The 23,570-nt window shown below is 64.0% G+C and carries 20 protein-coding genes; 10 read left to right on the top strand and 10 right to left on the bottom strand.

What is annotated here, in order from left to right; genetic code table 11:
* Positions 1-110: 110 nt before the first annotated feature.
* A complete protein-coding gene (locus ACYCVF_RS18475) occupies positions 111-641 on the bottom strand; it encodes a methylated-DNA--[protein]-cysteine S-methyltransferase (protein ID WP_459598634.1) in 531 nt (176 codons plus the stop codon).
* Between the two features lie 50 nt (positions 642-691).
* Between ACYCVF_RS18475 and ACYCVF_RS18470 the strand changes: the two genes are divergently transcribed.
* Together ACYCVF_RS18470 and ACYCVF_RS18465 are read left to right on the top strand one after the other, a co-directional pair.
* Positions 692-1,099: a DUF1304 domain-containing protein gene (locus ACYCVF_RS18470; protein WP_459599672.1), complete on the top strand. Its 408-nt coding sequence runs from the start codon at positions 692-694 to the stop codon at positions 1,097-1,099.
* Positions 1,100-1,233: 134 nt separating this feature from the next.
* Entirely contained in the window at positions 1,234-2,460 is a 1,227-nt protein-coding gene (locus ACYCVF_RS18465) for an ABC transporter substrate-binding protein (RefSeq protein ID WP_459598632.1), read from the top strand.
* A 179-nt stretch (positions 2,461-2,639) separates the two neighbouring features.
* Here ACYCVF_RS18465 and ACYCVF_RS18460 read toward each other — a convergent pair whose 3' ends face one another.
* A complete protein-coding gene (locus ACYCVF_RS18460) occupies positions 2,640-3,065 on the bottom strand; it encodes a DUF1330 domain-containing protein (RefSeq protein ID WP_459598630.1) in 426 nt (141 codons plus the stop codon).
* Between the two features lie 167 nt (positions 3,066-3,232).
* On the opposite strand from ACYCVF_RS18460, the gene ACYCVF_RS18455 reads away from it, so the two are divergent.
* Both ACYCVF_RS18455 and ACYCVF_RS18450 read left to right on the top strand, forming a co-directional pair.
* Positions 3,233-5,443 carry a transglycosylase domain-containing protein gene (locus tag ACYCVF_RS18455; protein WP_459598628.1) on the top strand — a complete coding sequence of 737 codons (2,211 nt, stop codon included), beginning with the start codon at positions 3,233-3,235 and terminating at the stop codon, positions 5,441-5,443.
* 318 nt (positions 5,444-5,761) lie between these two features.
* Positions 5,762-6,430, top strand: coding sequence for a hypothetical protein (locus ACYCVF_RS18450; protein WP_459598626.1), 669 nt, complete (start codon positions 5,762-5,764; stop codon positions 6,428-6,430).
* 203 nt (positions 6,431-6,633) lie between these two features.
* On the opposite strand, the gene ACYCVF_RS18445 is transcribed toward ACYCVF_RS18450, so the two are convergent.
* The 4 genes from ACYCVF_RS18445 to ACYCVF_RS18430 form a co-directional block, all read right to left on the bottom strand.
* Positions 6,634-7,473, bottom strand: a complete 840-nt coding sequence (locus ACYCVF_RS18445) for a M48 family metallopeptidase (RefSeq protein WP_459598624.1) — start codon at positions 7,471-7,473, stop codon at positions 6,634-6,636.
* A 217-nt stretch (positions 7,474-7,690) separates the two neighbouring features.
* The gene (locus ACYCVF_RS18440; RefSeq protein ID WP_459598622.1) at positions 7,691-9,019 is read right to left on the bottom strand and encodes a polyhydroxyalkanoate depolymerase; all 1,329 of its coding nucleotides are present in this window, start codon (positions 9,017-9,019) and stop codon (positions 7,691-7,693) included.
* A gap of 121 nt (positions 9,020-9,140) precedes the next feature.
* Entirely contained in the window at positions 9,141-9,959 is an 819-nt protein-coding gene (locus ACYCVF_RS18435; protein ID WP_459598620.1) for an ABC transporter permease, read from the bottom strand.
* Positions 9,960-10,089: 130 nt separating this feature from the next.
* Positions 10,090-10,893, bottom strand: a complete 804-nt coding sequence (locus ACYCVF_RS18430) for an ABC transporter ATP-binding protein (protein ID WP_459598618.1) — start codon at positions 10,891-10,893, stop codon at positions 10,090-10,092.
* A 117-nt stretch (positions 10,894-11,010) separates the two neighbouring features.
* Between ACYCVF_RS18430 and ACYCVF_RS18425 the strand changes: the two genes are divergently transcribed.
* From ACYCVF_RS18425 to ACYCVF_RS18415, 3 genes are all read left to right on the top strand, one after another.
* Positions 11,011-12,333 (top strand): ActS/PrrB/RegB family redox-sensitive histidine kinase, encoded by a 1,323-nt coding sequence (locus ACYCVF_RS18425; RefSeq protein ID WP_459599670.1) that lies wholly within the window; start codon positions 11,011-11,013, stop codon positions 12,331-12,333.
* A 207-nt stretch (positions 12,334-12,540) separates the two neighbouring features.
* Positions 12,541-13,095, top strand: a complete 555-nt coding sequence (locus ACYCVF_RS18420; RefSeq protein WP_459598616.1) for an ActR/PrrA/RegA family redox response regulator transcription factor — start codon at positions 12,541-12,543, stop codon at positions 13,093-13,095.
* A gap of 560 nt (positions 13,096-13,655) precedes the next feature.
* Positions 13,656-14,645 carry a c-type cytochrome gene (locus tag ACYCVF_RS18415; protein ID WP_459598614.1) on the top strand — a complete coding sequence of 330 codons (990 nt, stop codon included), beginning with the start codon at positions 13,656-13,658 and terminating at the stop codon, positions 14,643-14,645.
* A 71-nt stretch (positions 14,646-14,716) separates the two neighbouring features.
* Here ACYCVF_RS18415 and ACYCVF_RS18410 read toward each other — a convergent pair whose 3' ends face one another.
* Positions 14,717-15,208 (bottom strand): MmcB family DNA repair protein, encoded by a 492-nt coding sequence (locus tag ACYCVF_RS18410; RefSeq protein WP_459599668.1) that lies wholly within the window; start codon positions 15,206-15,208, stop codon positions 14,717-14,719.
* 61 nt (positions 15,209-15,269) lie between these two features.
* Positions 15,270-16,871 (bottom strand): alpha-amylase family glycosyl hydrolase, encoded by a 1,602-nt coding sequence (locus ACYCVF_RS18405; RefSeq protein ID WP_459598612.1) that lies wholly within the window; start codon positions 16,869-16,871, stop codon positions 15,270-15,272.
* Positions 16,872-17,043: 172 nt separating this feature from the next.
* Here ACYCVF_RS18405 and ACYCVF_RS18400 point away from each other — a divergent pair, with 172 nt between their 5' ends.
* Complete coding sequence (locus tag ACYCVF_RS18400) at positions 17,044-17,712, top strand: MBL fold metallo-hydrolase (RefSeq protein WP_459598610.1); 669 nt, start codon at positions 17,044-17,046, stop codon at positions 17,710-17,712.
* Positions 17,713-17,969: 257 nt separating this feature from the next.
* Here the strand turns inward: ACYCVF_RS18400 and ACYCVF_RS18395 are convergent, their stop codons facing one another.
* Positions 17,970-19,145: an extracellular catalytic domain type 1 short-chain-length polyhydroxyalkanoate depolymerase gene (locus ACYCVF_RS18395; RefSeq protein WP_459598608.1), complete on the bottom strand. Its 1,176-nt coding sequence runs from the start codon at positions 19,143-19,145 to the stop codon at positions 17,970-17,972.
* Between the two features lie 654 nt (positions 19,146-19,799).
* On the opposite strand from ACYCVF_RS18395, the gene ACYCVF_RS18390 reads away from it, so the two are divergent.
* Both ACYCVF_RS18390 and ACYCVF_RS18385 read left to right on the top strand, forming a co-directional pair.
* Positions 19,800-21,035 (top strand): LLM class flavin-dependent oxidoreductase, encoded by a 1,236-nt coding sequence (locus tag ACYCVF_RS18390; RefSeq protein ID WP_459598606.1) that lies wholly within the window; start codon positions 19,800-19,802, stop codon positions 21,033-21,035.
* Between the two features lie 146 nt (positions 21,036-21,181).
* On the top strand, positions 21,182-22,558 hold the full coding sequence (locus tag ACYCVF_RS18385) for a cytochrome P450 (protein WP_459598604.1): 1,377 nt from the start codon (positions 21,182-21,184) through the stop codon (positions 22,556-22,558).
* Positions 22,559-22,611: 53 nt separating this feature from the next.
* On the opposite strand, the gene ACYCVF_RS18380 is transcribed toward ACYCVF_RS18385, so the two are convergent.
* Positions 22,612-23,451 carry an SDR family NAD(P)-dependent oxidoreductase gene (locus ACYCVF_RS18380; protein WP_459598602.1) on the bottom strand — a complete coding sequence of 280 codons (840 nt, stop codon included), beginning with the start codon at positions 23,449-23,451 and terminating at the stop codon, positions 22,612-22,614.
* Positions 23,452-23,570 lie beyond the last annotated feature (119 nt).

Below are 23,570 nucleotides of genomic sequence, written 5' to 3'. Positions count from 1 at the left end.
CAACCCGGAATCCATTCCTCGACACCGTCGGTGTGGCCTGATGGATTCCGGGTTCGCCGCTACGCGGCGCCCCGGAATGACGTTTGGAGAGAGAGAGCGGCTCGCTACGCCTAAACCTCCACACCCTCATGCCGCAGCAGCCACCGCTTGCGCTCGATGCCGCCGCCATATTTCACCAGTGAGCCATCCGCGCCGATCAGGCGGTGACAGGGCAGCACCACGCTGATCGGGTTGGAGCCGTTGGCATGTCCAACCGCGCGAATGGCTTTTGCCATGCCGATCTTTGCGGCGAGCGCACCGTAGCTCAGCGTGGTGCCGGCGGGGATCTGCGCCAGCGCGGTCCAGGCCTTTTGCTGGAACGGCGTACCGGCAGTGCGCCAAGCGACGCTCGAGAGCCGGCCCAGCTCGCCTTCGAAATATCCTGACAGCGCCATCCGCATATCCGCGGGCGCTGGCCCATTACTTAGAGCCACCGCACCGTAGTGCAGGCGCAACAGCCCGAGCATGCGGTGCTCGTAGTCCTCCCAATCGAGGGCGCGCAAGACACCTTCTGCATCGGTGACAAGCAGCGCGATTCCGATCGGCGTCGCCAAGCGGTCGAGACCGAAGCTTGCAGACGGTTTGGTTGATCGACCGGCCATTTGCGACACCACTGCATCGAAACACTTCCGTCGCACTTGCCATGCCTGCCATGCTAGCGTCCACCCGAAAGCTGACGCTTTTGGGGGAGTTCACATTGATCCTGATCGCCAATGTCCTGGTGGCGCTGATCGCGGCACTGCACGTCTTCTTCCTGATCCTGGAGATGTTTCTCTGGGACAGGCCGCTGGGCCTGAAAGTATTTCGAAATTCGCCGGAGAAGGCCGAGATCACGAAAGTGCTGGCCGCCAATCAGGGCCTCTATAACGGTTTCCTCGCAGCCGGCCTGGTCTGGGGCCTCGTGCACGGCAACCCGGCTTTCGCGCTAGAGATCAAGGCGTTCTTCCTGCTTTGCGTGATCGTTGCCGGCGCTTATGGCGCCGCGACCGTCAGCACGCGCATCCTGATGGTGCAGGCCCTGCCGGCGGCGGTCGCGCTGCTCGCGTTGGTCTTGGCCTGAGACGCTACGGCGCGGCGCCGCGCTCCTTGCGCGGCGGCGAACCTTCCTCCACAATCTTCGGCAGCGATGGCGACCGTTGCAATCAACGGAGAAAGACCGTCGGCCTAAAATTCCGTCAGGAGGAACGACCCAACATGAACAATCGCAGAGCCTTCATGGCTGCAACGGCGGCATTCGCCTTCGCAGTCTCCGCCAGCCAGGCCCTCGCCCAGAAGAAATACGACACCGGCGCAAGCGACACCGAGATCAAGATCGGCCAGACCGTGCCGTTTTCCGGCGCCTATTCCGTCTACGCCAATATCGGCAAGACCCAGGCCGCCTACGTCAAGATGATCAACGATCAGGGCGGCATCAACGGCCGCAAGATCAACCTGATCCAATATGACGACGCCTATTCCCCGCCGAAGACGGTCGAGCAGGTCCGCAAGCTCGTCGAAGGCGACGAAGTGCTGTTCACGTTCCAGCTAATCGGCACCGCCGCGAACGCGGCCGTGCAGAAGTACCTCAACGGCAAGAAGGTCCCGCAGCTCCTCGCCTCGACCGGCGCCGCCCGCTTCAACGATCCGCAGAATTACCCCTGGACCATGGCCTACAATCCCAATTACGTGTCCGAGGGGCGGATCTACGCCAAGTACATTCTCAAGGAGCATCCCAACGCCAAGATCGGCGTGCTCTACCAGAACGACGACATGGGCCGCGACTATCTGGCTGGCCTCAAGAGCGGCCTCGGCGACAAGGCCGCCAGCATGATCGTCGGCGAGGTCTCCTACGAGGTCACCGACCCGACCGTCGATTCGCAGGTGGTCAAGCTGAAGTCGATGGGGGTCGACCTGTTCTTTGATGCCTCGACGCCGAAATTCGCGGCGCAGGCGATCAAGAAGCTTGCCGATCTCGGCTGGACCCCGGTGCACATCCTCGACATCAACGCGAGCCCGGTGTCCGCAACGCTGAAGCCGGCCGGCCTCGACATCTCCAAGGGCATCATCTCGACCAATTACGGCAAGGACCCCGGCGATCCCCAGTGGAAGGACGATCCGGGCGTGAAGGCCTTCTTCGCCTTCATGGACAAGTATTTCCCCGAAGGCGACAAGCTCAACACCATCAACACCTATGCCTATTCGGTGGCCGAGCTGCTGGTGCAGGTCTTGAAGCAATGCGGCGACGACCTGACGCGTGAGAACGTGATGAAGCAGGCCGCCAACATCAAAGGCTACACGCCGAGCCTGGCGCTGCCCGGAATCAAGATCACCACCGGCCCCAACGACTACCGCGTCAACAAGCAGATGCAGATGATGAAGTTCAACGGCGAACGCTGGGAGTTGTTCGGACCGATTATCGAGGACACGGGCCCGTCGGGCTAGGCTAGCCAGGACGCACCTGCCTCAGCGACGTCATGTCCGGGCTTGTCCCGCCTGCGCGGCCGAAGCCGCTACGGCGCGGCGAAGGCCCGGGCATCCACGTTCTCGGGCATCAACGGGAAGCCGTGGATGGCCGGGTCAAGCCCGGCCATGACGATGGAGAGAGATTCGTCGCGTGAGATTCAGACGGGTATCTCCCCGAAATTCTTCCCCACCGGCAGCACGGCATGCCGGATCAGCCGCGAATCCTCCACCGCGGCCTGGCGATGCTTCACCGCCTCGCGATAGACGGGATCGCGGATCATCTCGACGAAGGCCGCAACGCTCGGATATTCGGCGATGAAGCAATGGTCCCAGCGCTCCTCCTGCGGGCCGATCAGCATCAGCTCGAATTTGCCCTGCCAAACGATGCGGCCGCCGAGTCGCTCGAACACCGGGCCGCTCTCGCGGCCATAGGCCGCATAGGCTTCCGCACCGCTGACCTTGCGGCCATCGGGATAGGCTGCCTCTTTCCGCAGGCGCACCAGATTGAGCATGTGGATAGGGCCCGGGCGGTCGTTCTCCCGGAATTGCGCGAAGATCTCCTTGGTCGGATCGATGTGGCCCATGCGAGTTCCCTCTTTATTTATACGAACGATCCTAGCCCCGGCACCGAGGGAGCGGAACTGCGGCGTGGGAATGCCCCACCTCCTAATCACGCGTTAACGTCGGGGTAACCGGGCCTTAAACAGCGACCGCTAGCGTGCGGCGGGGCGGCTGACCGGGCGTATTGCGTATGGCGTGGGGAAAGAAAAAAGGTGCGCGGAAGGAGCCGCTGTTCGGCTTGCCCGCGGCGCTCGCCGACCTGCGCCTCACCGCAGCGGACCGCATCCCCGGCGGGGACGACAAGCCGAAGAAATCTGCGAAATCATCGGCCAAGCGCAAGAACGAGGATGCCGGCGACGAGCCGCCCCGCGAACGGAAGGCACCTGCCAGCCGCAGCGGTGCCAAGCGCCGTTCGAAATCGCGAGGCGGCTTCGGCCTCGGCCGCCTGGTCTATTGGGGCGCGGTGTTGAGCCTGTGGGGCGCGATCGCCGTGATCGGCGTCGTGATCTATGTCGGCGCCCATCTGCCGCCGATCCAGTCGCTGGAGATTCCCAAACGGCCGCCGACGATCCAGATCGTCGGCATCGACGGCAGCATGCTGGCGCAGCGCGGCGAGATGGCCGGCGCCAACGTGTCGCTGAAGGACCTGCCGCCCTATCTGCCCAAGGCGTTCATCGCCATCGAGGACCGCCGCTTCTACTCGCATTTCGGCATCGATCCCGTCGGCATCCTGCGCGCCCTCGTCACCAACGTGCTTCATCGCGGCGTCTCGCAGGGCGGATCGACGCTGACGCAGCAGCTCGCCAAGAACCTGTTCCTGACCCAGGAGCGCACCATGCGGCGCAAGCTGCAGGAGGCGGAGCTCGCGATCTGGCTGGAGCGCAAGCATTCCAAGGATGAGATCCTGGAGCTCTATCTCAATCGCGTTTATTTCGGCTCCGGCGCCTACGGCGTCGAAGCCGCCGCGCAAAAATACTTCGGCAAGTCGGCGAAGAACGTCACCATCGCCGAAGCCGCGATGCTGGCCGGCCTCGTCAAGTCGCCGTCCCGCCTTGCGCCGAACCGCAATCCGGAAGGCGCCGAAGCGCGCGCGCAGATCGTGCTCGCGGCGATGGCGGACGCAAACTTCATCACCGACGCGCAGGCCAAGGCCTCGATCGGACATCCCTCCTACAACGTGAAGCCGGTCGGCGCCGGCACCGTCAATTACGTCGCGGACTGGATCGGCGAGGTGCTGGACGACCTGGTCGGCCAGATCGACGAGAGCATCAAGGTCGAGACCACGATCGATCCGAAACTGCAGAGCGTGGCGGAAGCTGCCATCATCGACGAGCTCGCGGCCAAGAGCGTCAAGTTCAACGTCAGCCAGGGCGCGCTGGTGGCGATGACGCCCGACGGCGCGGTGCGCGCCATGGTCGGGGGGAGAAACTATTCCGACAGCCAGTACAACCGGGCTGTGACCGCCAAGCGCCAGCCGGGCTCCTCGTTCAAGCCGTTCGTGTACCTCACCGCGCTCGAACAGGGGCTGACGCCCGACACGATGCGCCAAGACGCGCCGATCGAGGTCAAGGGTTGGAGACCCGAGAACTACACCCACGAATATTTCGGCGCGGTGACGCTGACGCAGGCGCTGGCGATGTCGCTCAACACGGTCGCGATCCGTCTCGGCCTCGAGGTCGGGCCGAAGAACGTGGTGCGCACCGCACATCGGCTCGGCATCTCCTCCAAGCTCGAACCCAATGCCTCGATCGCGCTCGGCACGTCGGAAGTCTCCATGGTCGAGCTGGTCGGCGCCTATGCGCCCTTCGCCAACGGCGGCCTCGCGGTGGCGCCGCATGTCGTGACGCGGATCCGGACGCTCAGCGGCAAGCTGCTCTACATGCGCCAGCCTGAAGAGCGCAACCAGGTCGTCGACCCCCGCTATGTCGGCATGATGAACACGATGATGCGGGAGACGCTGATATCAGGCACCGCCAAGAAGGCCGAGATTCCCGGCTGGCCGGCCGCCGGCAAGACCGGCACCAGCCAGGATTATCGCGACGCCTGGTTCATCGGCTACACCGCCAACCTCGTCACCGGCGTCTGGCTCGGCAATGACGACAACTCGCCAACAAAGAAGGCGACTGGCGGCAGCCTGCCCGTCGAAGTCTGGACGCGCTTCATGCGCGCGGCGCACGAGGGCGTGCCGGTGGCTGCCTTGCCGAATGCACAAGCGACCTGGGGCCTGTCGAATCTCGCGCAGGCGGCCTCGCAGATCTCGCCGCCGACACCGGCGGGTCCTGCACCGGCGAACACCGGCGGCTATCGCCCACCGCCCCCCACGCGCGCCAATGTGCGACCGGAGGCGGCGGCAGGGCTCGATGGCTGGCTGATGGACCGGCTGTTCGGCGGGAATCGATAGGTTCGCAACGACAATCCAGGGACCTCACAACAAAAACCGCGAAAACAACCCCATGCACAGTAGCCGGCGATAGCAAAATCAACAGCTTGCGGCGGCAGCACTGCGGGGTTGAATCTGGTCCGGCCAGGCAACGATCATTGTGCGCGAAGGCGGAGAAGTCAGCCCGGTCACGCCACCGCTTCGGCAAGTCCTGCCTATTGCCGGCAAGATTGACCAAGGCTTGCGACTCCCCGAGCGCAAAAACACCAATTGCTTCAAGCTCCCGTCAGCGGCCCGGGATTTGCTCTCATGGGTTGAGCGAGTGCCAGGGAGCGTTCCATGATTTCAGGTTCATCCGGTGCGGCGTTGCCCTATCTGCGTCCCCCATCGACGTCCGCTTCACATGCGACATCGGGTCTGCAGCCGATGGCGTCAAAGCCGTCAGGGGCGACAGAGGCGGCGGCCAGCGGCTTCCGGGTTGATGTCTCCCAGGTGAAGCCGCTGCAAGGGGCGAAGCTGATATCGGTAGCCGATAATCCGGTCCTGCGCGACCTGATGGCGAAAAACTGGCTGAGAACTCATGACATTGCTGCAACTCAATCGGTCGTCTCAGACGATGCGCCTGAAAACACCTACGCTGAGGTGAAAGTCGACGGCCAGGTGGTGGCCACGGTCTACAATGGCGGCTCCTCGACGATGACCAACGCGGCCGCCGGGAAGATCGGCAAGCTCGAGGATCCTCCGGGCCTGAGTGGACCGGATTTGGCGCAGTGGCGGGCCGACAATTACGCGAGGCTGCTCGGCGGCACCGTGGAGAAGGCGCCCACCGCCATCACGCAATCACAATGGACGCCGCGCGAAAGCACGTCCACCACTTACAGCCGCGAACAACTCGACGCAGCCTTCCAGGACATGTTGGCCGAGGGCCAGAAGGCGAACGCGCAACGGCAATCGTCGTATTTGGCGTCACGTATGCAGCCTGGGACGAATGCGAATCTCAGTGCGTGAGCGTTGAGATGGATGTTGAGGGTATGCATCGAGGCACGAGGACGCTGTCTCATTCTCCGCCGTCGTTCCCCGCGAAGGCAGGGAATCCAGTATTCCAGAGACATCGAGATTCATAAGAAGGCCGCAGCGCACTTGGATCGCCCGCCTTCGCGCGCGATGACACCGTACAAAATCGCGATAGCGAGGCCGAACCTCAGCCTAGCCTAATCCTCGACCCCGTACCGGTGCAGGTCATTCCCGTACGTGTCGAGCCACTTCTTGGCGCGTTCCATTGACGGGCAGACCTTGCCGCACACCCGCCAGAACCTCGCCGAGTGGTTCATCTCGACGAGATGGGCGACCTCGTGCGCGGCGAGATAGTCGAGCACGAAGGGCGGCGCCAGGATCAGGCGCCAGGAGAACGACAGCGAGCCGGCCGAGGTGCAGGAACCCCAGCGGCTCGACTGGTCGCGGATCGAGAGCCGCTTGACCCTGACGCCGAGCTCGGCGGCGTAAGCTTCCGACGAACGCTGGAGATCGTGGCGCGCCTCGCGCTTGAGGAAGTCGCTGACGCGGCGGTCGACATGCTCGAGGCCGCCGGCGACGCAGAGAATGCGTTCACCGGACTCGCGCGTCTCGGTCCACACCGTGCCGCGCTGGCCAGCGCGATGAACGATACGATGGGGCGTGCCGCGCAGCGGTATGACCGTGCCCGGCTGGAAGGGTGCCGCCTTCGGCAAGCGGCCGAGACGCGCGGCGATCCACGCACCGTGACGCTGCGCGAAGTCCTTGGCTTCGGCGAGCGTGCCGCGCGGCGGCATGGTGAGGATGGCTTCGCGGTCGCTCGGATGAATCCTGAGCGTGTAGCGGCGCGCGCGTCTGTGCCGCCGCAGCCGAATCGCAAAGAACTGCGATCCGTGGGTGATGACGAGGGTCTTCGGTTCGTGGGGCCGCCGATAGAGGAGTGCGCGAGTGGCCATGTCTGTCAGTCCGGGGAGCAGGAGTTCGCCCGGATTCTGCCATAACCGCCGCCAGGGAAAGCGCTCGGCGCAAAAACAAATCATTTGCCCAATATACAGCGGTCAGGCGCCCGGGAGACCCTACAGACTGGGGTTGGAACCCGCTTTTTTCGCCCCCGCTGGACGCATGCGACACCCCCAAGAGGTGAGGCATGACTCACTCCTATAGAGCTACCTAAATACCGCGAATCTGGAGGGAACTTGCCCCCGTCAGACGCTCCGGCGGGGGCTGGAATTTCGACTGGAAAGCCGAAATTGACGACTATTCGGCCGCGAGGGCCTGCAACGAACTCGGATTCGCAGCCGAAACCATGAAGTCGTGAATCCGCGGCACGATCTCCGACTTGAAACGCGATCCGTTGAACACGCCGTAATGTCCAACGCCCTTCTGGACGTAATGAACGCGGCGATGATCGGGAATCGAGCTGCACAATGTGTGAGTCGCTTCGGTCTGACCGAGACCGGAGATGTCGTCGTTCTCGCCTTCGACCGTCATCAACGCCACGCGCTTGACCTTGGACGGATCGACGCGGGTTCCGCGATGGGTCATCTCGCCCTTCGGCAGCGAGTGCTTCACGAACACGGTGTCGACGGTCTGCAGGTAATACTCGGCCGAGAGATCCATCACCGCGAGATATTCGTCGTAGAAGTCGCGATGCTTGTCGACGAGGTCGCCGTCGCCCTTCACCAGATTGGCGAAGAGCTGCTTGTGGGCATCCATGTGCCGGTCGAGATTCATGCTGATGAAGCCGTTGAGCTGCAGGAATCCGGGATAGACGTCGCGCATCATGCCGGGATGCGGGAACGGCACCTTGGTGATGACGTGGTTGCGGAACCAGTCGATCCCGCGCTCCTGGGCAAGGTTGTTCACTGCGGTCGGATTGCGGCGGGTGTCGATCGGGCCGCCCATCAGCGTCATCGAGGTCGGCACGAAGGGATCGCGCCGCGCTTCCATGACCGAGACGGCGGCGACGACGGGCACGGAGGGCTGGCACACCGCGAGCACATGGGTGTTGCCGCCGAGGACATGCAGCATCTCGATGACGTAGTCGATGTAGTCGTCGAGATCGAAGCGGCCGTCGCTGAGCGGCACCATGCGGGCATCGGCCCAATCGGTGATGTAGACCTCGTGCGCAGGCAGGAAGGCCTCGACCGTGCCGCGGAGCAACGTCGCATAGTGGCCGGACATCGGGGCCACGATCAGCACGCGCGGTTGCGGGCTGCGCAACGGGCGGGTGAACTTGCGATCGAAGTAGAGCAGCTTGCAGAACGGCTTCTCCCAGACCGAGCGGATCTCGACCGGGACTCGGATGCCGTTGACCTCGGTGTCGTTGAGGCCCCATTCCGGCTTGCCGTAGCGGCGCGTGGTACGCTCGAACAATTCGCAAGCCGCTGCGACCGACTTGCCGACCTCGGTGCGCGCCCAGGGATTGAGCGGATTCTGAAACAGCAACTTGGTCGCGTCAGTGACCGCACGTGCCGGATTGAGAGAGGCATGAGCCATCTCGTACATCCAGTACATCGGCGTCGTCAGGACCGGACTGCCTTCTGCAGCCAGGGGCGGGGCGCCGCCGAACTCACCAATGGGCATCGCTATATTCCTCTTCGCATCGCAGCATACTGCCGAATGCGTAATATTGCGTCAATGCATGGTTCCGTACATCTACGTGGTCAAAGCGGCCAAACCAGCCTGAATCCACGAGAAAGTGACGTTATTCGCCGCCCGACAGCAGCGAGCCGTGCTTTCTGGCGCTGCGCAAAAGGGCAAGGAATGCCCCAAAAGATGCAGCCAGAATCACCCCATTGATGGCTAACGCCTGCAGCATCAGGTCGATTCTGAAGGTGTTCTCGATCAGCAGCGCGCGCATCCCTTCGAACACGTAGGTCGGCGGTAGCGTCCAGGCGACGTATTGCAGCCAGACCGGCAGCACGCTGACGGGATAGTAGATGCAGGCGAGCGGCATGATCGCGAACATCAGGGTCCAGACGATGCTCTCGGCACCGAGGCCGTTTCGCAGCACGAGACCCGAGACGAAGATGCCGACCGACCAGCTCGTGAAGATCAGATTGCAGAAGAACGCGATCAGCGGCAGGCCGAGGGCATAGACGTTGAAGTGAAACAGGAACAGTGCGAGCAGCGTCATCGGAATGACGCCGATCGCGAGCCGGATCAGGCTCATGACCATCAGCGACAGCAGAAACTCGATCGGCTTCAGCGGACTCATCATGAGATTGCCGAGGTTGCGCGCCCACATCTCTTCCAGGAACGAGATGGAGAAGCCGAGCTGGCCGCGAAACAGGATGTCCCAGAGGATGACGGCGCCGATCAGCGTGCCGCCGGCCCGCGCGAAGAAACTGGCGTTTTCGGCGATGTAGAGCTGGAGGAAACCCCAGGTGATGACCTGCAGCGCCGGCCAGTACAGCAGTTCGAGCAGCCGCGGCCAGGACGACAGCAAGAGATACCAGTAGCGCAGGATCATCGCGCCTATGCGGTGGAGTGAGATGCCGCGGTGGAGGGAGATATCGGTCATGGCAGCTACGCGGTACCTCCGCCGTCATTGCGAGGAGCCCTTGCGACGAAGCAATCCAGACTCGTTCCGCGGGTAGATTCTGGATTGCTTCGCTTCGCTCGCAATGACGAAGGAAACACCGGGAATCCATTCATCGCGCCGGCTCCTTCGCGCCATTCCCGCGCCCGCGCGCGACGTCGAGAAACACCTCCTCCAGCGTGGTGCGGTTGTAGCGGGCCATGATCGCGTCCGGCGCGCCGTCGTCCTCGATGCGGCCGCCCTTCATGATGATGACGCGGTCGCAGAGCCGCTCGACCTCGAGCATGTTGTGCGAGGCGAGCAGGATGGTGGCGCTGTTCTCCTTGCGATAGCGCTCCAGATGACCGCGCACCCAGTCGGCGGTATCAGGGTCGAGCGAGGCGGTTGGCTCGTCCAGCAGCAGCAGCTCGGGCTTGTTGATCAGCGCTTTCGCCAGCGCAACGCGGGTCTTCTGTCCCGCGGAGAGCTTGCCGTTGGCGCGGTCGATGAAGTCGGCGAGATCGAGGTCCTCGGCAAGTTCAGCGATTCGGTCGGACAGGCTCTTCACCGCATAGAGCTTGCCGAACACGGTGAGGTTCTGCCGCACCGTGAGCCGCATCGGCATGTCGACATAGGGGCTCTCGAAATTCATCCGCCCCAGCACGGCAGCGCTCTCCTCGGGCATCCGATGCCCGAGCACTTCCACACGGCCGGAGGTTGGCAGCACCAGACCCATGATCATCGCGATGGTCGTGGTCTTGCCGGCGCCATTGCCGCCGAGAAGCCCGGTGATGCTGCCGCGCGGAAGCGAAAAGGAGATATCGTCGACGGCGCGGGTCTGCTTGTAGACCTTGACGAGGCGATCGACCGCGATTGCCGCGGACGAGCTGCGATCCGCGACAGTCGGCCGACTTGAAGCCTTGTCATTCTCGGTCATGCTGGCCGTTCTTCTGCTATTGCATCGGGGAGCGCAAGGCTCGATGTAAGGGCTTGTCATCCGGTGGTTCCGTCAGCCCATCGTTTGTGATCGAGAGGCATCGCCACATTGGCCGATATGACCGAAATCGTCGGTTCCGACTTCCACCACGCGCAGCGGCATATCCGGCTGGACACGATCCTGCGGCTGCGCTGGCTCGCAGTGCTGGGCCAGCTCGCCGCGATCTTCATCGTGGCACAAGGGCTCGAGTTCAACGTCGAGATCGTCCCCTGCGTCAGCATCATCTTCCTGTCGGCAGCCCTCAACCTCGCGCTCCAGACTGCGGCCAATCCGATGCAGCGGCTGGAGCCGGTGCAGGCGGCCGGCCTCCTCGCGCTCAACATCGTGGAGCTGGCCGGCCTGCTGTACTTCACCGGGGGACTGCAGAACCCGTTCTCGTTCCTGTTCCTCGCGCCCGTGTTGATCTCGGCCACTGCGCTGCCGGCGCGTTTCACCTTCGGGCTCGGGCTGCTCGCCGTTGCCTGCGCCTCGATCCTGTTCTTCTTCCATTTTTCACTGCCGTGGGATTCCGACGATCCCCTGGTGCTGCCGCCGATCTATCTCGTCGGCGTCTGGCTCTCGATCGCGCTCGCGATCGGCGTCACCAGCCTCTACTCGTTCCAGGTGACCGAGGAGGCGCGCAAGCTCGCGGACGCGCTTGCGGCGACCGAGCTGGTGCTGACGCGCGAGCAGCATCTGACCCAGCTCGACGGCCTTGCTGCAGCGGCGGCGCATGAGCTCGGCACGCCTCTCGCAACGATTTTCCTGATCTCGCGCGAGCTGGAAAAGACGGTGAAGGACGCCAGCATCGCCGCCGACCTGAAGACCCTGCGCGAGCAGACCCAGCGCTGCCGCGACATCCTCAGCAAGATCACCCAGCTCTCCCCCACCGGCGCGCCATTCGACCACATGAAGCTGTCGGAGCTGATCGAGGAGGTGGTGGCGCCGCACCGCGATTTCGGTGTCGAGATCAAGGTGAGGATCGCGGTGGCCGCAGTGGCCGAGCCGGTCGGCTCGCGCAACCCGGCGATCCTCTACGGCATCGGCAACATCGTCGAGAACGCGGTCGATTTCGCCCGCACCACCGTCGAGGTGAATGCCTGGTGGAACAATGACACTATCGAACTCGTGATCTCCGACGACGGCCCAGGCATTCCGCCCGATATCCTCAACCGGATTGGCGAGCCCTATCTGTCGCGGCGGCGCACCCAGGACGAAGGCGGCGGCGAACGGCGCGGCCTGGGCCTCGGCGTGTTCATCGCACGCACGTTGCTCGAACGGACCGGCGCCAAGGTCTCGTTTACCAACCGGATCTTCCCGGACCACGGCGCTGTTGTTCAGATCACGTGGCCCAGGCAGCGTTTTGAGGCTATCGAGACGCTCGAAGAGACAATAGGATAGAGGGTGATCCGGACCCGAAGGGGCCACGTTACTACAAGGTGTTTTCCGAAAGGGTCATGCTGAAACCAAGAATCCAAGCGTGACGACGATTCATCGCGCTTTGAACCGCGACCTTGCGTCGCATAACTGGGCGGATCGACCATTTGCCGCCTTGGCACCGCGCGACCGCGACGCCATATGTCAACGCGCTGGAGAGAGGACACAACCTTGAACGCCATCGCCGAACTGAACGAACAGACCGACCGCTCGTTGCTCATCGTGGAGGACGACAAGCCGTTTCTGGAGCGGTTGTCGCGCGCCATGGAGACGCGCGGCTTTGCCGTGACGTCATGCGACACCGTTTCGGACGGACTTGCGCAGATCAGCAAATCGGCGCCGGCCTTCGCGGTGGTGGATTTGCGGCTCGGCGACGGCAACGGCCTGGACGTGGTCTCGGCGCTGAAGAAGAAGCGCCCCGATGCACGCGCGATCGTTCTGACCGGCTATGGCAACATCGCAACCGCCGTAACCGCGGTGAAGATGGGCGCCATCGATTATCTCTCCAAGCCGGCGGATGCCGACGACGTCGTCGCGGCCCTGCTCTCGACCAGCGCGGAGAAGTCCGAGCTGCCGACCAACCCGATGTCGGCCGATCGCGTCCGCTGGGAACACATCCAGCGCATCTACGAGATGTGCAACCGCAACGTCTCGGAAACGGCGCGCCGGCTCAACATGCACCGGCGTACGCTGCAGCGGATTTTGGCCAAGCGCGCGCCGAGGTAGTCTCGACGTTCACGCATGTGAACGCGATCTCTGGCCTTTGAGGCTGGGGCGGAGGTGCCTGGCGTGGTCAGAGCGTTGCCGTTGACCCGGGATGGCCGTTTTCGCGGAGAGAATGGGTGGCAGCGAAGGCCGGGTCAGCTGCGGATTTCACAACTCGACGGGCGCTCCCACGGCTCAACATGCCTAGAGCCGAATGGCTTTAGCTCGAATCGATTGCTGCGGGTCGTTCACCTCTCGCGCTTGCGGGAGAGGTCGGCGCGAAGCGCCGGGAGAGGGCTTTCTCCTCTTGGAGATTGCCCCTTTGGGGATACACCCTCTCCCCAGCCCTCTCCCGCAAGCGGGAGAGGGAGTGCACCTCCGTCGTTGCAGCGATCAAGCCTCATCCCATCATGCTTTAGACCAGAGTTGGTCGGCCCCTGAACGTGCCCGGCCTGACCCAGCGCAATGTCGGTAAACCCAAGCGTTGGCCTCGCGAGTTCGTTGAACCCGACGTTAACCTCGGACGGCGGATCATAGTGCCCACTTGGCGCACCGAATATCCACCTGATGTCGAGGGATCGATGGCTCACCCTACGTGGCTTCTTGAATTGCTTTGCTTCTGGACGGTGCGCGCGGTGGCCGTCGCTTTCATCGCCGTGGCCACGCCGGCCGCGGTGCGTGCGCAGCAGATCTCCCCTCCAGTCTGGACGGTGCCGGAAGTCGGCGCGCTGCCTGATGATGCCCATGGCCGGCTCGTGCGGCGCGGGCGCGACCTCATCACTGCGACCTACGCCCATATCGGGCCGGAGGTGCCGGATCCGGCCAAGCGTTATGCCGGCAACAATCTCGCCTGCAGCAACTGCCATCTCGAAGCCGGCACCAAGAAGTTCGGCTTGCCGATCTTTGGATTGGTCGAGCTTTTCCCGCAATACAGCGCCCGGCTCGGCGCCGAGATCACGATCGAGGACCGTGTGAACTCGTGCATGGCGCGCAGCATGAATGGCCGCGCGCTGCCACTCGAGAGTCCGGAAATGCTGGCTTTCGTGGCTTACATCAGGTTTCTGTCGTCTGGCGTGCCAGCCGGCAAGGCATTGTCAGGACTCGGCACCGGATCGATGCCTGAGCTCGATCGGGCGGCCGACCCGGTTCGCGGCAAGGCGATCTACGCGAACGCTTGTCTTTCCTGTCACAATGAGGACGGCTCCGGAATACGCCGCAGCGTGCCGAGCGTCGATCTCGGCTACATGATGCCGCCGCTCTGGGGCCCGGATAGTTTCAATGACGGCGCAGGCATGGCGCGGTTGATTACCGCGGCGAACTTCGTGCACTTCAACATGCCGCACGGGACGGACTATCTGAATCCGCAGCTCACGGTCGAGCAGGCATGGGACGTGGCTGCCTATATGATCTCTCAACCGCGTCCGAAAAAGGCCGGCCTCGACAAGGACTATCCAGACCTTTCGACCAAGCCGGTCGATGCGCCTTACGGACCATACGCCGATGGTTTCGATCAGCGGCAGCATATGTACGGACCTTTCGGTCCGATCCGGGCGGCGCACGCCAAAAAGTAGCCCGGGCGGAAGGGGACCGGCGACCTCGCATCACGAGGACTCCGGATCACGTCGCGCTTCGCTCGGGTCGCCTATTCCCAGAAATCCGCGTGTCCCTGCGGGTCGACCAGGCGATTGATTCGCAGCGCCGCCGCCATCGCAAAGCGCACCGTCATCTGCTTGCGCGTGGCGGCAGCGAGCTTGTGCTCGGGCGCCTCGCAATGCATGTGCGCACCATAGGCATCCGCGACGATGAGGCCGGTGTCGTCAGGAAAGATCTCGCAAGGCAGATCCTGCGTGAAGGCGAAGAACAGCCGGTCGCAATGGGCGCGGTATTCGTGCCATTTCTGGTCCGCGCGCAGATCTTCCACCGACGACTTGATCTCGACGATCCAGATCTCGCCGCGCTCGTTCAGCGCCACGAGATCGGCACGCCGGCCCGACGGCAGCGGCAATTCGCTGATGCAGGAGAAGCCGAGCGAGCGGAGCAGCCGCGCCGTGCCGCGCGCGATCGCCAGCGCCGTCTCCGACTGGCGGCGATCCGGTGGTGGAACAAGGGCGATGTTACGGGCGGTGTTGTCCATGGAGCGAGAATAGCCGATTCCGTCGCACGCGGACACTCTCTCCTTCCTGGCGAAAAGACGGCTAGGCAGGTGGCTGCACCACCACGCCCTCATTGCCGCGCAAATCCAGCACGCCATCCAGCCGCTCGCCCTCGCGGTCGAGGAACGTCGACAGCAATATCTCGCTGCCGAATCGGATGGCGCTGGTGGTCACAGCGACCGGCTCGGGGCCGAGATTGATCGCCACGATCACCGCCCTGCCGCCAACGTCGCGGCGGTAGATCAGCAGATCGCCTTGCGCCGAGATCGGGTGGTAGTCACCCGCGACCAACGGGGGACAGCTCTTCCGCAACGTGATCAGGCGCTTGTAGAGATTGAGGATCGAGCGCGCATCGGCTTCGAGATTCACGACGTTTTCGTGGATATGATCCTCAGGCAGCGGCAGCCACGGCCTGGCCTCCGAGAAGCCGGCGAAGTTCGAGGAATCCCACTGCATCGGCGTGCGGCAGCCGTCGCGACCGACACCGATGCCGGGCACGTTCTTCTCGAAGGGATCGCGAACGTCCTCCGGCGCGATCGCGAGCTGATGCATGCCGATCTCGTCGCCGTAATAGAGCGTCGGCGTTCCGCGCAGCGTCAGCAGCAGCATGGCGGCGACGCGGGCCTGCTCCGGCCCGACGCGGCTCGCCACGCGGGGACGATCGTGATTGCCGAGCACCCAGTTCGGCCAGGCGCCGCGCGGCAGCGCCTTCTCGTAGTCCTCGATGATCTTCTCGATCGAGCGCGCGCTCCAGAGGGTCGAGAGCAGCGCGAAATTGAACGGCATCTGCGCGCCGGTGAGGTCGTTGCCGTAGTACGCCATGAGCCGATGCAGCGGCAGATAGATCTCGCCGATCAGCACGCGTGCATTGTAGGAATCAGTGACGCGCCGCATCTCGGCAATGACATCGTGCACCTCCGGCTGATCGGTCGAGTACTGCGTCAGGATCTCCTCGTTCGGCGGCCGGCCCTCGACATAATGGGGGTTGGGCGGGTTGTCGCGGAATTCGGCGTCCTTGATCAGGTGCCAGATCACGTCGACGCGGAAGCCGTCGACGCCCTTGTCGAGCCAGAACCGCATCACGTCGTAGATCGCAGCGCGGACGTCCGGATTGCGCCAGTTGAGATCAGGCTGCTGGGCGAGGAAGGCGTGGTAGTAATATTGGCCCGTGGTCTCGTCGAGCTGCCAGGCGCTGCCGCCGAACTCGGACAGCCAGTTGTTCGGCACGCCGCCATCAGGCGCCGGGTCGCGCCAAATGTACCAGTCGCGCTTCGGATTGTCGCGTGAGGACCGGCTCTCGATGAACCAGGGATGCTGGTCGGAGGTGTGGTTCGGCACGAGATCGAGGACGAGCTTCAGGCCGTTGTCGTGCGCGGCCGCGAGCAGCGCGTCGAAATCCGCCATCGTGCCGAACAGCGGCTCGATGCCGGTATAGTCGGAGATGTCGTAGCCGAAATCCGCCATCGGCGACGGAAAGATCGGGGATAGCCAGATCGCGTCGACGCCGAGGGATTTCACGTAAGGCAGCCGCCGCAAGATGCCGGCGAGATCGCCGACGCCGTCACCGTTCGAGTCCTGAAACGCGCGCGGATAGACCTGGTAGAAGATGCCGTCGCGCCACCAATTCTCGTTGCCTTGAGCCATGCGGAAGGACCACCCATAATCTGCGCCTCGCGCGGGAGAACGCGACAGCAACGCCCCGGTTCAAATTGGCAGGGCGATTGGGACGGTCGTGTGACGAGGGCCGCGGCTGTTCCCCGACCTCTCGCCGGAATCTTTTGCTTGGCGGCCCGGCAAAAATCGGCATTGTGCGGTCATGAGCGAGCAAGACGAAACCAAGGCCAAGGCGGGCGCGATCATCGTTCCCGTGACGCTGTTCGAGCAGAACTGCACCATCATCTGGGACGAGCCCACCAAGAAAGCCGTGGTGATCGATCCCGGCGGGGACGTGCCGAAGATCCTGGACGCGATCAAGCAGACCGGCGTCACCGTGGAGAAGATCTGGCTGACGCACGGCCACATCGACCATGTCGGCGGTGCGGCCGAGCTGCGCGATGCGCTGAAGGTGCCGATCGAGGGGCCGCATGTCGACGACAAATTCCTGCTCGACAACGTCGTCGCGAGCGGCGCGCGCTTCGGCATGACCGGGGGACGCGATTTCACGCCTGACCGCTGGCTCGATGAAGGCGACAGCGTGTCGATCGGCGACTTGCAGTTCGACATCCTGCACTGCCCGGGTCATTCGCCGGGCAGCGTGGTGTTCTTCAACAAGGAGCTGCGCTTCGCTCATGTTGGCGACGTCCTGTTCGCGGGCTCAGTCGGCCGCACCGATTTGCCCGGCGGCAGTCACGCCACGCTGATCAATTCGATCAAGACCAAGCTCCTGCCGCTCGGCGACGACGTCGGCTTCATCTGCGGCCATGGCGCCGGCTCGAGCATCGGCCAGGAGCGAATGACCAATCCGTTCATCACCGGCGAGATGTAGCCACCAACTCCGCTGTCCTCGCCAGGGCTATCGCATTCGAGAGCCTTCCCTGCGGCCATCCTTCGAGACGCCCGCCTTTGGCGGGCCCTCAGGATGAGGACTGTGCGCGCGGCAGCAGTTTCACCGGGCACCAATGCCACTCAGCCTCATCCTGAGGAGACCGCGAAGCGGTCGTCTCGAAGGACGAGGCGCTCGCTCAGGTCCCGCCAAGAACGCATATGCGATAGCCCTGCTCATCCCGGACAGGCGGGCTAAGGCTACTTCATGAGCCCCGCGGCGGTCAGGGCGCGCGTGATGATCTGGCCGAGATCGAAGCTGCGCGATTTCTCGTGCCTCGCATCCGTCGGCTGCGCGGCAACTGCCTTGCGGATCGAGCGGGCGAGATGCGGCGCGGGCGTGAGCGCCGGCTTCGGCGCGGCGGCCGGCCTGGCCTCCACCTTCGCCGCGTCCGAAATCCAGCCGGTGAGGCCGAAGAATTTTGCGATGTGATAGGACGAGGAGATGCCGGCCTCGATCAGGAACGCGCCTTCCATGCCGTAGCGCTGGTCGTTGTCGGCAAGGCCGAGCGGCGTGCCATGTGCCATGTCGGTGATGGCATAGCTTTCCACCAGCGTCTCGCCGTCCTTGTTCCACCAGGCTTGGCGCGGATGGCCGTCGACAACCGTCTCCGCCATCGGCGCGTCAGGCAGGTCATGCAGATCGAGCCATTGCTTGACGATCTCGTTGGCGTTACCGGGATTGACGGTGCGATCGGCACTGCCATGCCACACCGAGATTTTCGGCCAGGGCCCAGGATGGTCGGTCGCGCGGCGCACGAAATCCCCGAGTTCGCGCGCGGGACGCGCCGGGGAATTGAACATGCCGTCCAGCGCCTCGCGCAGGCTCGAGGCAATGCCGTAGGGCAAGCCGGCAATGACAGCGCCGGCCGCGAAGACTTCCGGATAGGTCGCGAGCATCACCGATGTCATGCCGCCGCCGGCGGACAGGCCGGTGACGAAGATCCGCCTGGGATCGATGCGGTGGGCGTCGGCCATGTGCGCGATCATCTCGCGGATCGAGCGCGCCTCGCCGCCGTCACGCGCCGTGTCTTCCGGATTGAACCAGTTGAAGCAGGTATTCCCATTGTTGATGCGCTGCTGCTCGGGCATCAAGAGCGCAAAGCCGTAATGCCTCGCGAGCGTCGACCATCCGGCGCCGAGATCGTAGACGGCGGCAGTCTGGCCGCAGCCGTGCAGCACGACGACGAGCGCGCGTGGCTTCTGCAGTTGCTCCGGCACGAACGCGAACATGCGCAGATTGCCGGGATTGTCGCCGAAATCCATGACCTCCTGCAGTGGGCTGGACAAATCCGCGCCACGGCCGAAACCGGCAAAGCGCAAGCCGTCCATCTTCGGAAGGCGTCTCAAGAGGTCGACATTTCTGGCTAATGACACGGCAATTTCCTGGTGGGCGGCATTCAACGTCCAGCCAAACCAGATAGTTGCTGCGCCGCAAAATAAAAAGGCCGTGCGCTGTCAATCTGGCGAAAAAGCCGCGGATTCCCGCAGGAATCCCTCGCATTAACCGTAATGCCTCAACTTCGTGCAGATGTGCACATGCACGCCGGAAATGCGGCGCAAATCTGAATGTCACAAACGGCGTGAGCGAGACGTCAAATCCTGCGCGCGCTGATTGCACGCTCGAGCGGCGAACAAACCGCGCAGATCGCGGCCACTCCGGCCGCATGTCCGGCGCGGTGGTGCCGTGCGCGCCGGAGGCCGAGCCTGCAGCGAAGGACTTCACGCTCGACAGCACCGTTCTCGAGAGCGGCCATCAGGATCCCCGGCCATCATCGAAGATGATCATGGTGAGCGCGGGCGCGAGCGGCTTCGGTACAGCGACACGGAATGTTGTCGGAGCGCGAACGCAGCAAGGCCTGCGATCTGCAGCGCGCAGCCGCGATCAGCAGCTTGGTGTCGCGACGCCACCTCGCCTCACCTCGCGTGCCCGCATTCCGCAACACGGGACATCGCGCGATTGCGTTCTTGCCATCAGACACGTAGCCTGACCCTCTCAACAAACAGAAAATCAAAGCCGGAGAGATCGCCATGGCGCGCCTGAAGTTCGGAGCCTTCCTTGCCCCGCATCACCCGATCGGGGAGCATCCGATGCTGCAGTTCCGGCGCGATCTCGACCTGGTCGAACAGCTGGATGCGCTCGGTTACGACGAGTTCTGGTGCGGCGAGCATCATTCATCGGGCTGGGAGATGATCGCCTCGCCGGAGATGTTCCTGGCCGCGGCCGGCGAGCGCACCAAGCGGATCAAGCTCGGCACCGGTGTGGTGTCGCTGCCCTATCACCATCCCTACAACGTCGCCCAGCGCATGGTGCAGCTCGACCACATGACCGGCGGCCGCGCCATCTTCGGCTCCGGACCGGGCGCGCTCGCCTCGGATGCGCACACGCTCGGCATCGATCCGATGACGCAGCGCGACCGCCAGGACGAGGCGATCGGCGTCATCCGCCGCCTCTTCAACGGCGAGCGCGTCACCGCCAAGAGCGATTGGTTCACCATGAACGACGCCGCACTCCAGATCCTCCCGTTGCAGGAGGAGATGCCGTTCGTGGTGGCCTCGCAGATTTCGCCCTCCGGCATGACGCTCGCCGGCAAATACGGCATCGGCATCATCTCGCTGGGATCGATGACGACGCAGGGGCTGATGTCGCTGCAGCAGCAATGGCAGTTCGCCGAGGATGCCGCCAGGAAGCACGGCACGAAGGTCGACCGCGCCAACTGGCGCGTGCTGCTGACCTTCCACATCGCCGAGACCCGCGAGCAGGCGCGCCGCGAAGCGGGCGCCGGCCTGATGCGCTGGCACAACGAGTATAACGTCGGCACGCTGCAGCGGCCGGGACTCACCGCGTTCTCCTCCCCCGACGAGGCCGTGGACAAGACCGCTTTCGTCGAGGGCGCCGCGTCCACCATCGGCACGCCCGACGATCTCGTCAAAACCATCAAGAACGTGATGGAGGTGTCCGGCGGCGTCGGCGCCATCATCGGCTTCGTGCACGACTGGGCCAATCCGGAAAACACGCGGCGGAGCTGGGACATGGTGGCGCGCTACGTCGTGCCGGAGATCAACGGTTATATCGACGGCCTGCGCAGGTCGCAAAAATTCGTGATCGAGAACCGCGCGATCTTCGAACGCGCGGGCCAGGCCGTGATGGCCAAGATCATGGAGAACGAGAAGGCCGCCGAGGCGCTGAAGATGACCGGCCCCGGCCGCGTCGCGATTCCCGCCGTCAACGCGCCGGATCTGCAGAAGGAAGCGGCGAAGCGGTAGGGCCGCGTTGCGCGCTACACCTGCGACCACGATCTCGAGCAGGAGACATCGGCCTGTGCTAAGCTGATCGCATCAGCCTGACACGGGCCGCAATATTGCCGTCAGTCGCGCGGATTTTGTTCGGTCAGCCAACCGGAGCAATCGTTATGTCGATGCAGAATGTGGCCGCCCCTCCGTTTCAGTTCACCCCGCCCAGACGCAATGAGCTGACCCACATTCCCGGCGACGAAGGCTGGCCGATCATCGGCAAGACGTTTCAGGTTCTCGCCGACCCGAAGGGCCATATCGAAGCCAACGGCGCCAAATACGGCCTGGTCTACCGCACACACTTTTTCGGCGAGACCAATGTCGTGCTGCTCGGGCCCGAAGCCAACGAGCTCGTGTTGTTCGACCAGCAGAAGCTGTTCTCCTCGACGCACGGCTGGAACAAGGTTCTGGGCCTGCTGTTTCCGCGCGGGCTGATGCTGCTCGATTTCGACGAGCATCGCCTGCACCGCAAGGCGCTGTCGGTGGCTTTCAAGTCCGGGCCGATGAAGTCCTATCTCGGCGATCTCGACCGCGGCATTTCCGCGCGCGTCGCGCAATGGAAGGCAAAGCCAGGCGAGATGCAGCTCTATCCGGCGATGAAGCAGCTCACGCTCGATCTCGCTGCGGCCTCGTTCCTCGGCGCCGATATCGGGCCGGAGGTCGACGAGATCAACCGCGCCTTCGTCGATATGGTCGCCGCCTCCGTCTCGCCGGTCCGCCGTCCCCTGCCCGGCACCCAGATGGCGCGCGGGGTGAAGGGACGCAAGCGCATCGTCGCCTATTTCCGCGAGCAGATCCCGCTGCGGCGCGGCAACCATGGCGGCGACGATCTGTTCTCGCAGCTCTGCCGCGCCACCCATGAGAACGGCGCGTTGCTGTCGGAGCAGGACATCATCGACCACATGAGCTTTCTGATGATGGCGGCGCACGACACGCTGACCTCGTCGCTGACCTCCTTCATCGGCGAGCTCGCCGCCAATCCGGACTGGCAGGACAGGCTTCGCGCGGAGGTGCTCGCGCTCGGGCTCGCCCCGGGGGCGCCGAGCAGCTTCGACGATCTCGAAAGGATGCCGCTGACCGAGATGGCCTTCAAGGAAGCGCTGCGGATCAAGCCGCCGGTGCCGTCGATGCCGCGCCGCGCGATGCGCGATTTCAGCTTCAAGGGCTTTGCGATCCCGGCCGGCACCGCCGTCGGCATCAATCCGCTCTATACGCACCACATGAAGGACATCTGGCCGGAGCCGGACCGCTTCGATCCGCTGCGCTTCACCGAGGAAGCGCAGCGCAACCGTCATCGCTTCGCCTTCGTACCGTTTGGTGGCGGCGCGCATATGTGCCTCGGCCTGCACTTCGCCTACATGCAGGCGAAATGCTTCGCGCGGCACTTCCTCGAGAACATCGAGGTGTCGCTCGCACCCGGCTACAAGCCGGACTGGCAGATGTGGCCGATCCCGAAGCCGCGGGATGGGCTGCGGGTGACGGTGAAGGCGGTTTAGCCTCTCGTGTTCCGGACGCGCGCAGCGCGACCCCGGGGCACGAGACCTGTCCGCTACGCCCCCTGATCGAACGCCTTGCGCAGAGCCACGTAGCCTTGCTGCTGCTGGCTCCAGTTGCGGCCGCCGGTCATGGCGCCGTCGACGACGAGGTCGTGACCGTTGACGAAGCTGGATTCGTCGCTGGCCAGGAACACCGCGGCATGGGCGATGTCATCGGGAAGGCCGGCGCGCGGGATCGGCTGCGCGGTCTTGTAGACCTCGCGCATCACCGCCGGCGTCTTCTCCGCTGCATCGGTCGAGAGCCCCAGCGCCTTGCCGAAGATGCCTGTTGCGATCGCGCCGGGCGAGATCGAGTTGACACGGACGTTGGATTCACCGAGCTCCATCGCCACGCATTTGGTGAGATGGATCACCGCCGCCTTGGCCGCGCTATAGACCATCGACGACGAGAAGCCGGCAAGGCGGCCGGCGATGCTGCCGTTGTTGATGATGCTGCCGAAACCCTGCTTCTTCATGGCGGGCGCGGCATGCTTCATGCCTAGCATGACGCTGCGCACCAGCGTTGCCATTGCCGCATCGAACCGCTCGACTTCGAGGCCCTCGATGCCGCCGGTCTGTGCCGGGCCACCGGCGTTGTTGAACAGGCAGTCGATCCGGCCGAACTTGTCCACGGCGAGCGCGATGAGCGCCTGCATCTGCGCTTCGACCGTGACATCGGTCTGGCGGAAGATGCAGTTGGGCCCGAGCTGCTTTGCCAGCGCCTCGCCTTCCGGTAGGCGCCGCCCCGCGATCACAATTTTGGCACCTTCGGCAACGAAGACTTCCGCAGTGCGCAATCCGATCCCGCTCGTGGCCCCCGTGATCACCGCAACCTTGCCGTCCAGCCTGCCCATGGAATGTTCCTGTTTTCGAGCGATCTGATGCCAAATGGCGAATGCCGGCCGTCGCCGGAGCGGATACTATCCCTGCCCGCCTCCGACAAGGCAAGCTATGCTTGCGCGCGCGGCATGCG

The organism is Bradyrhizobium cedriense (genome assembly GCF_054602315.1).
Note: the sequence above shows the minus strand (reverse complement) of the source record. Positions and strands in the feature narration are given on the sequence as shown.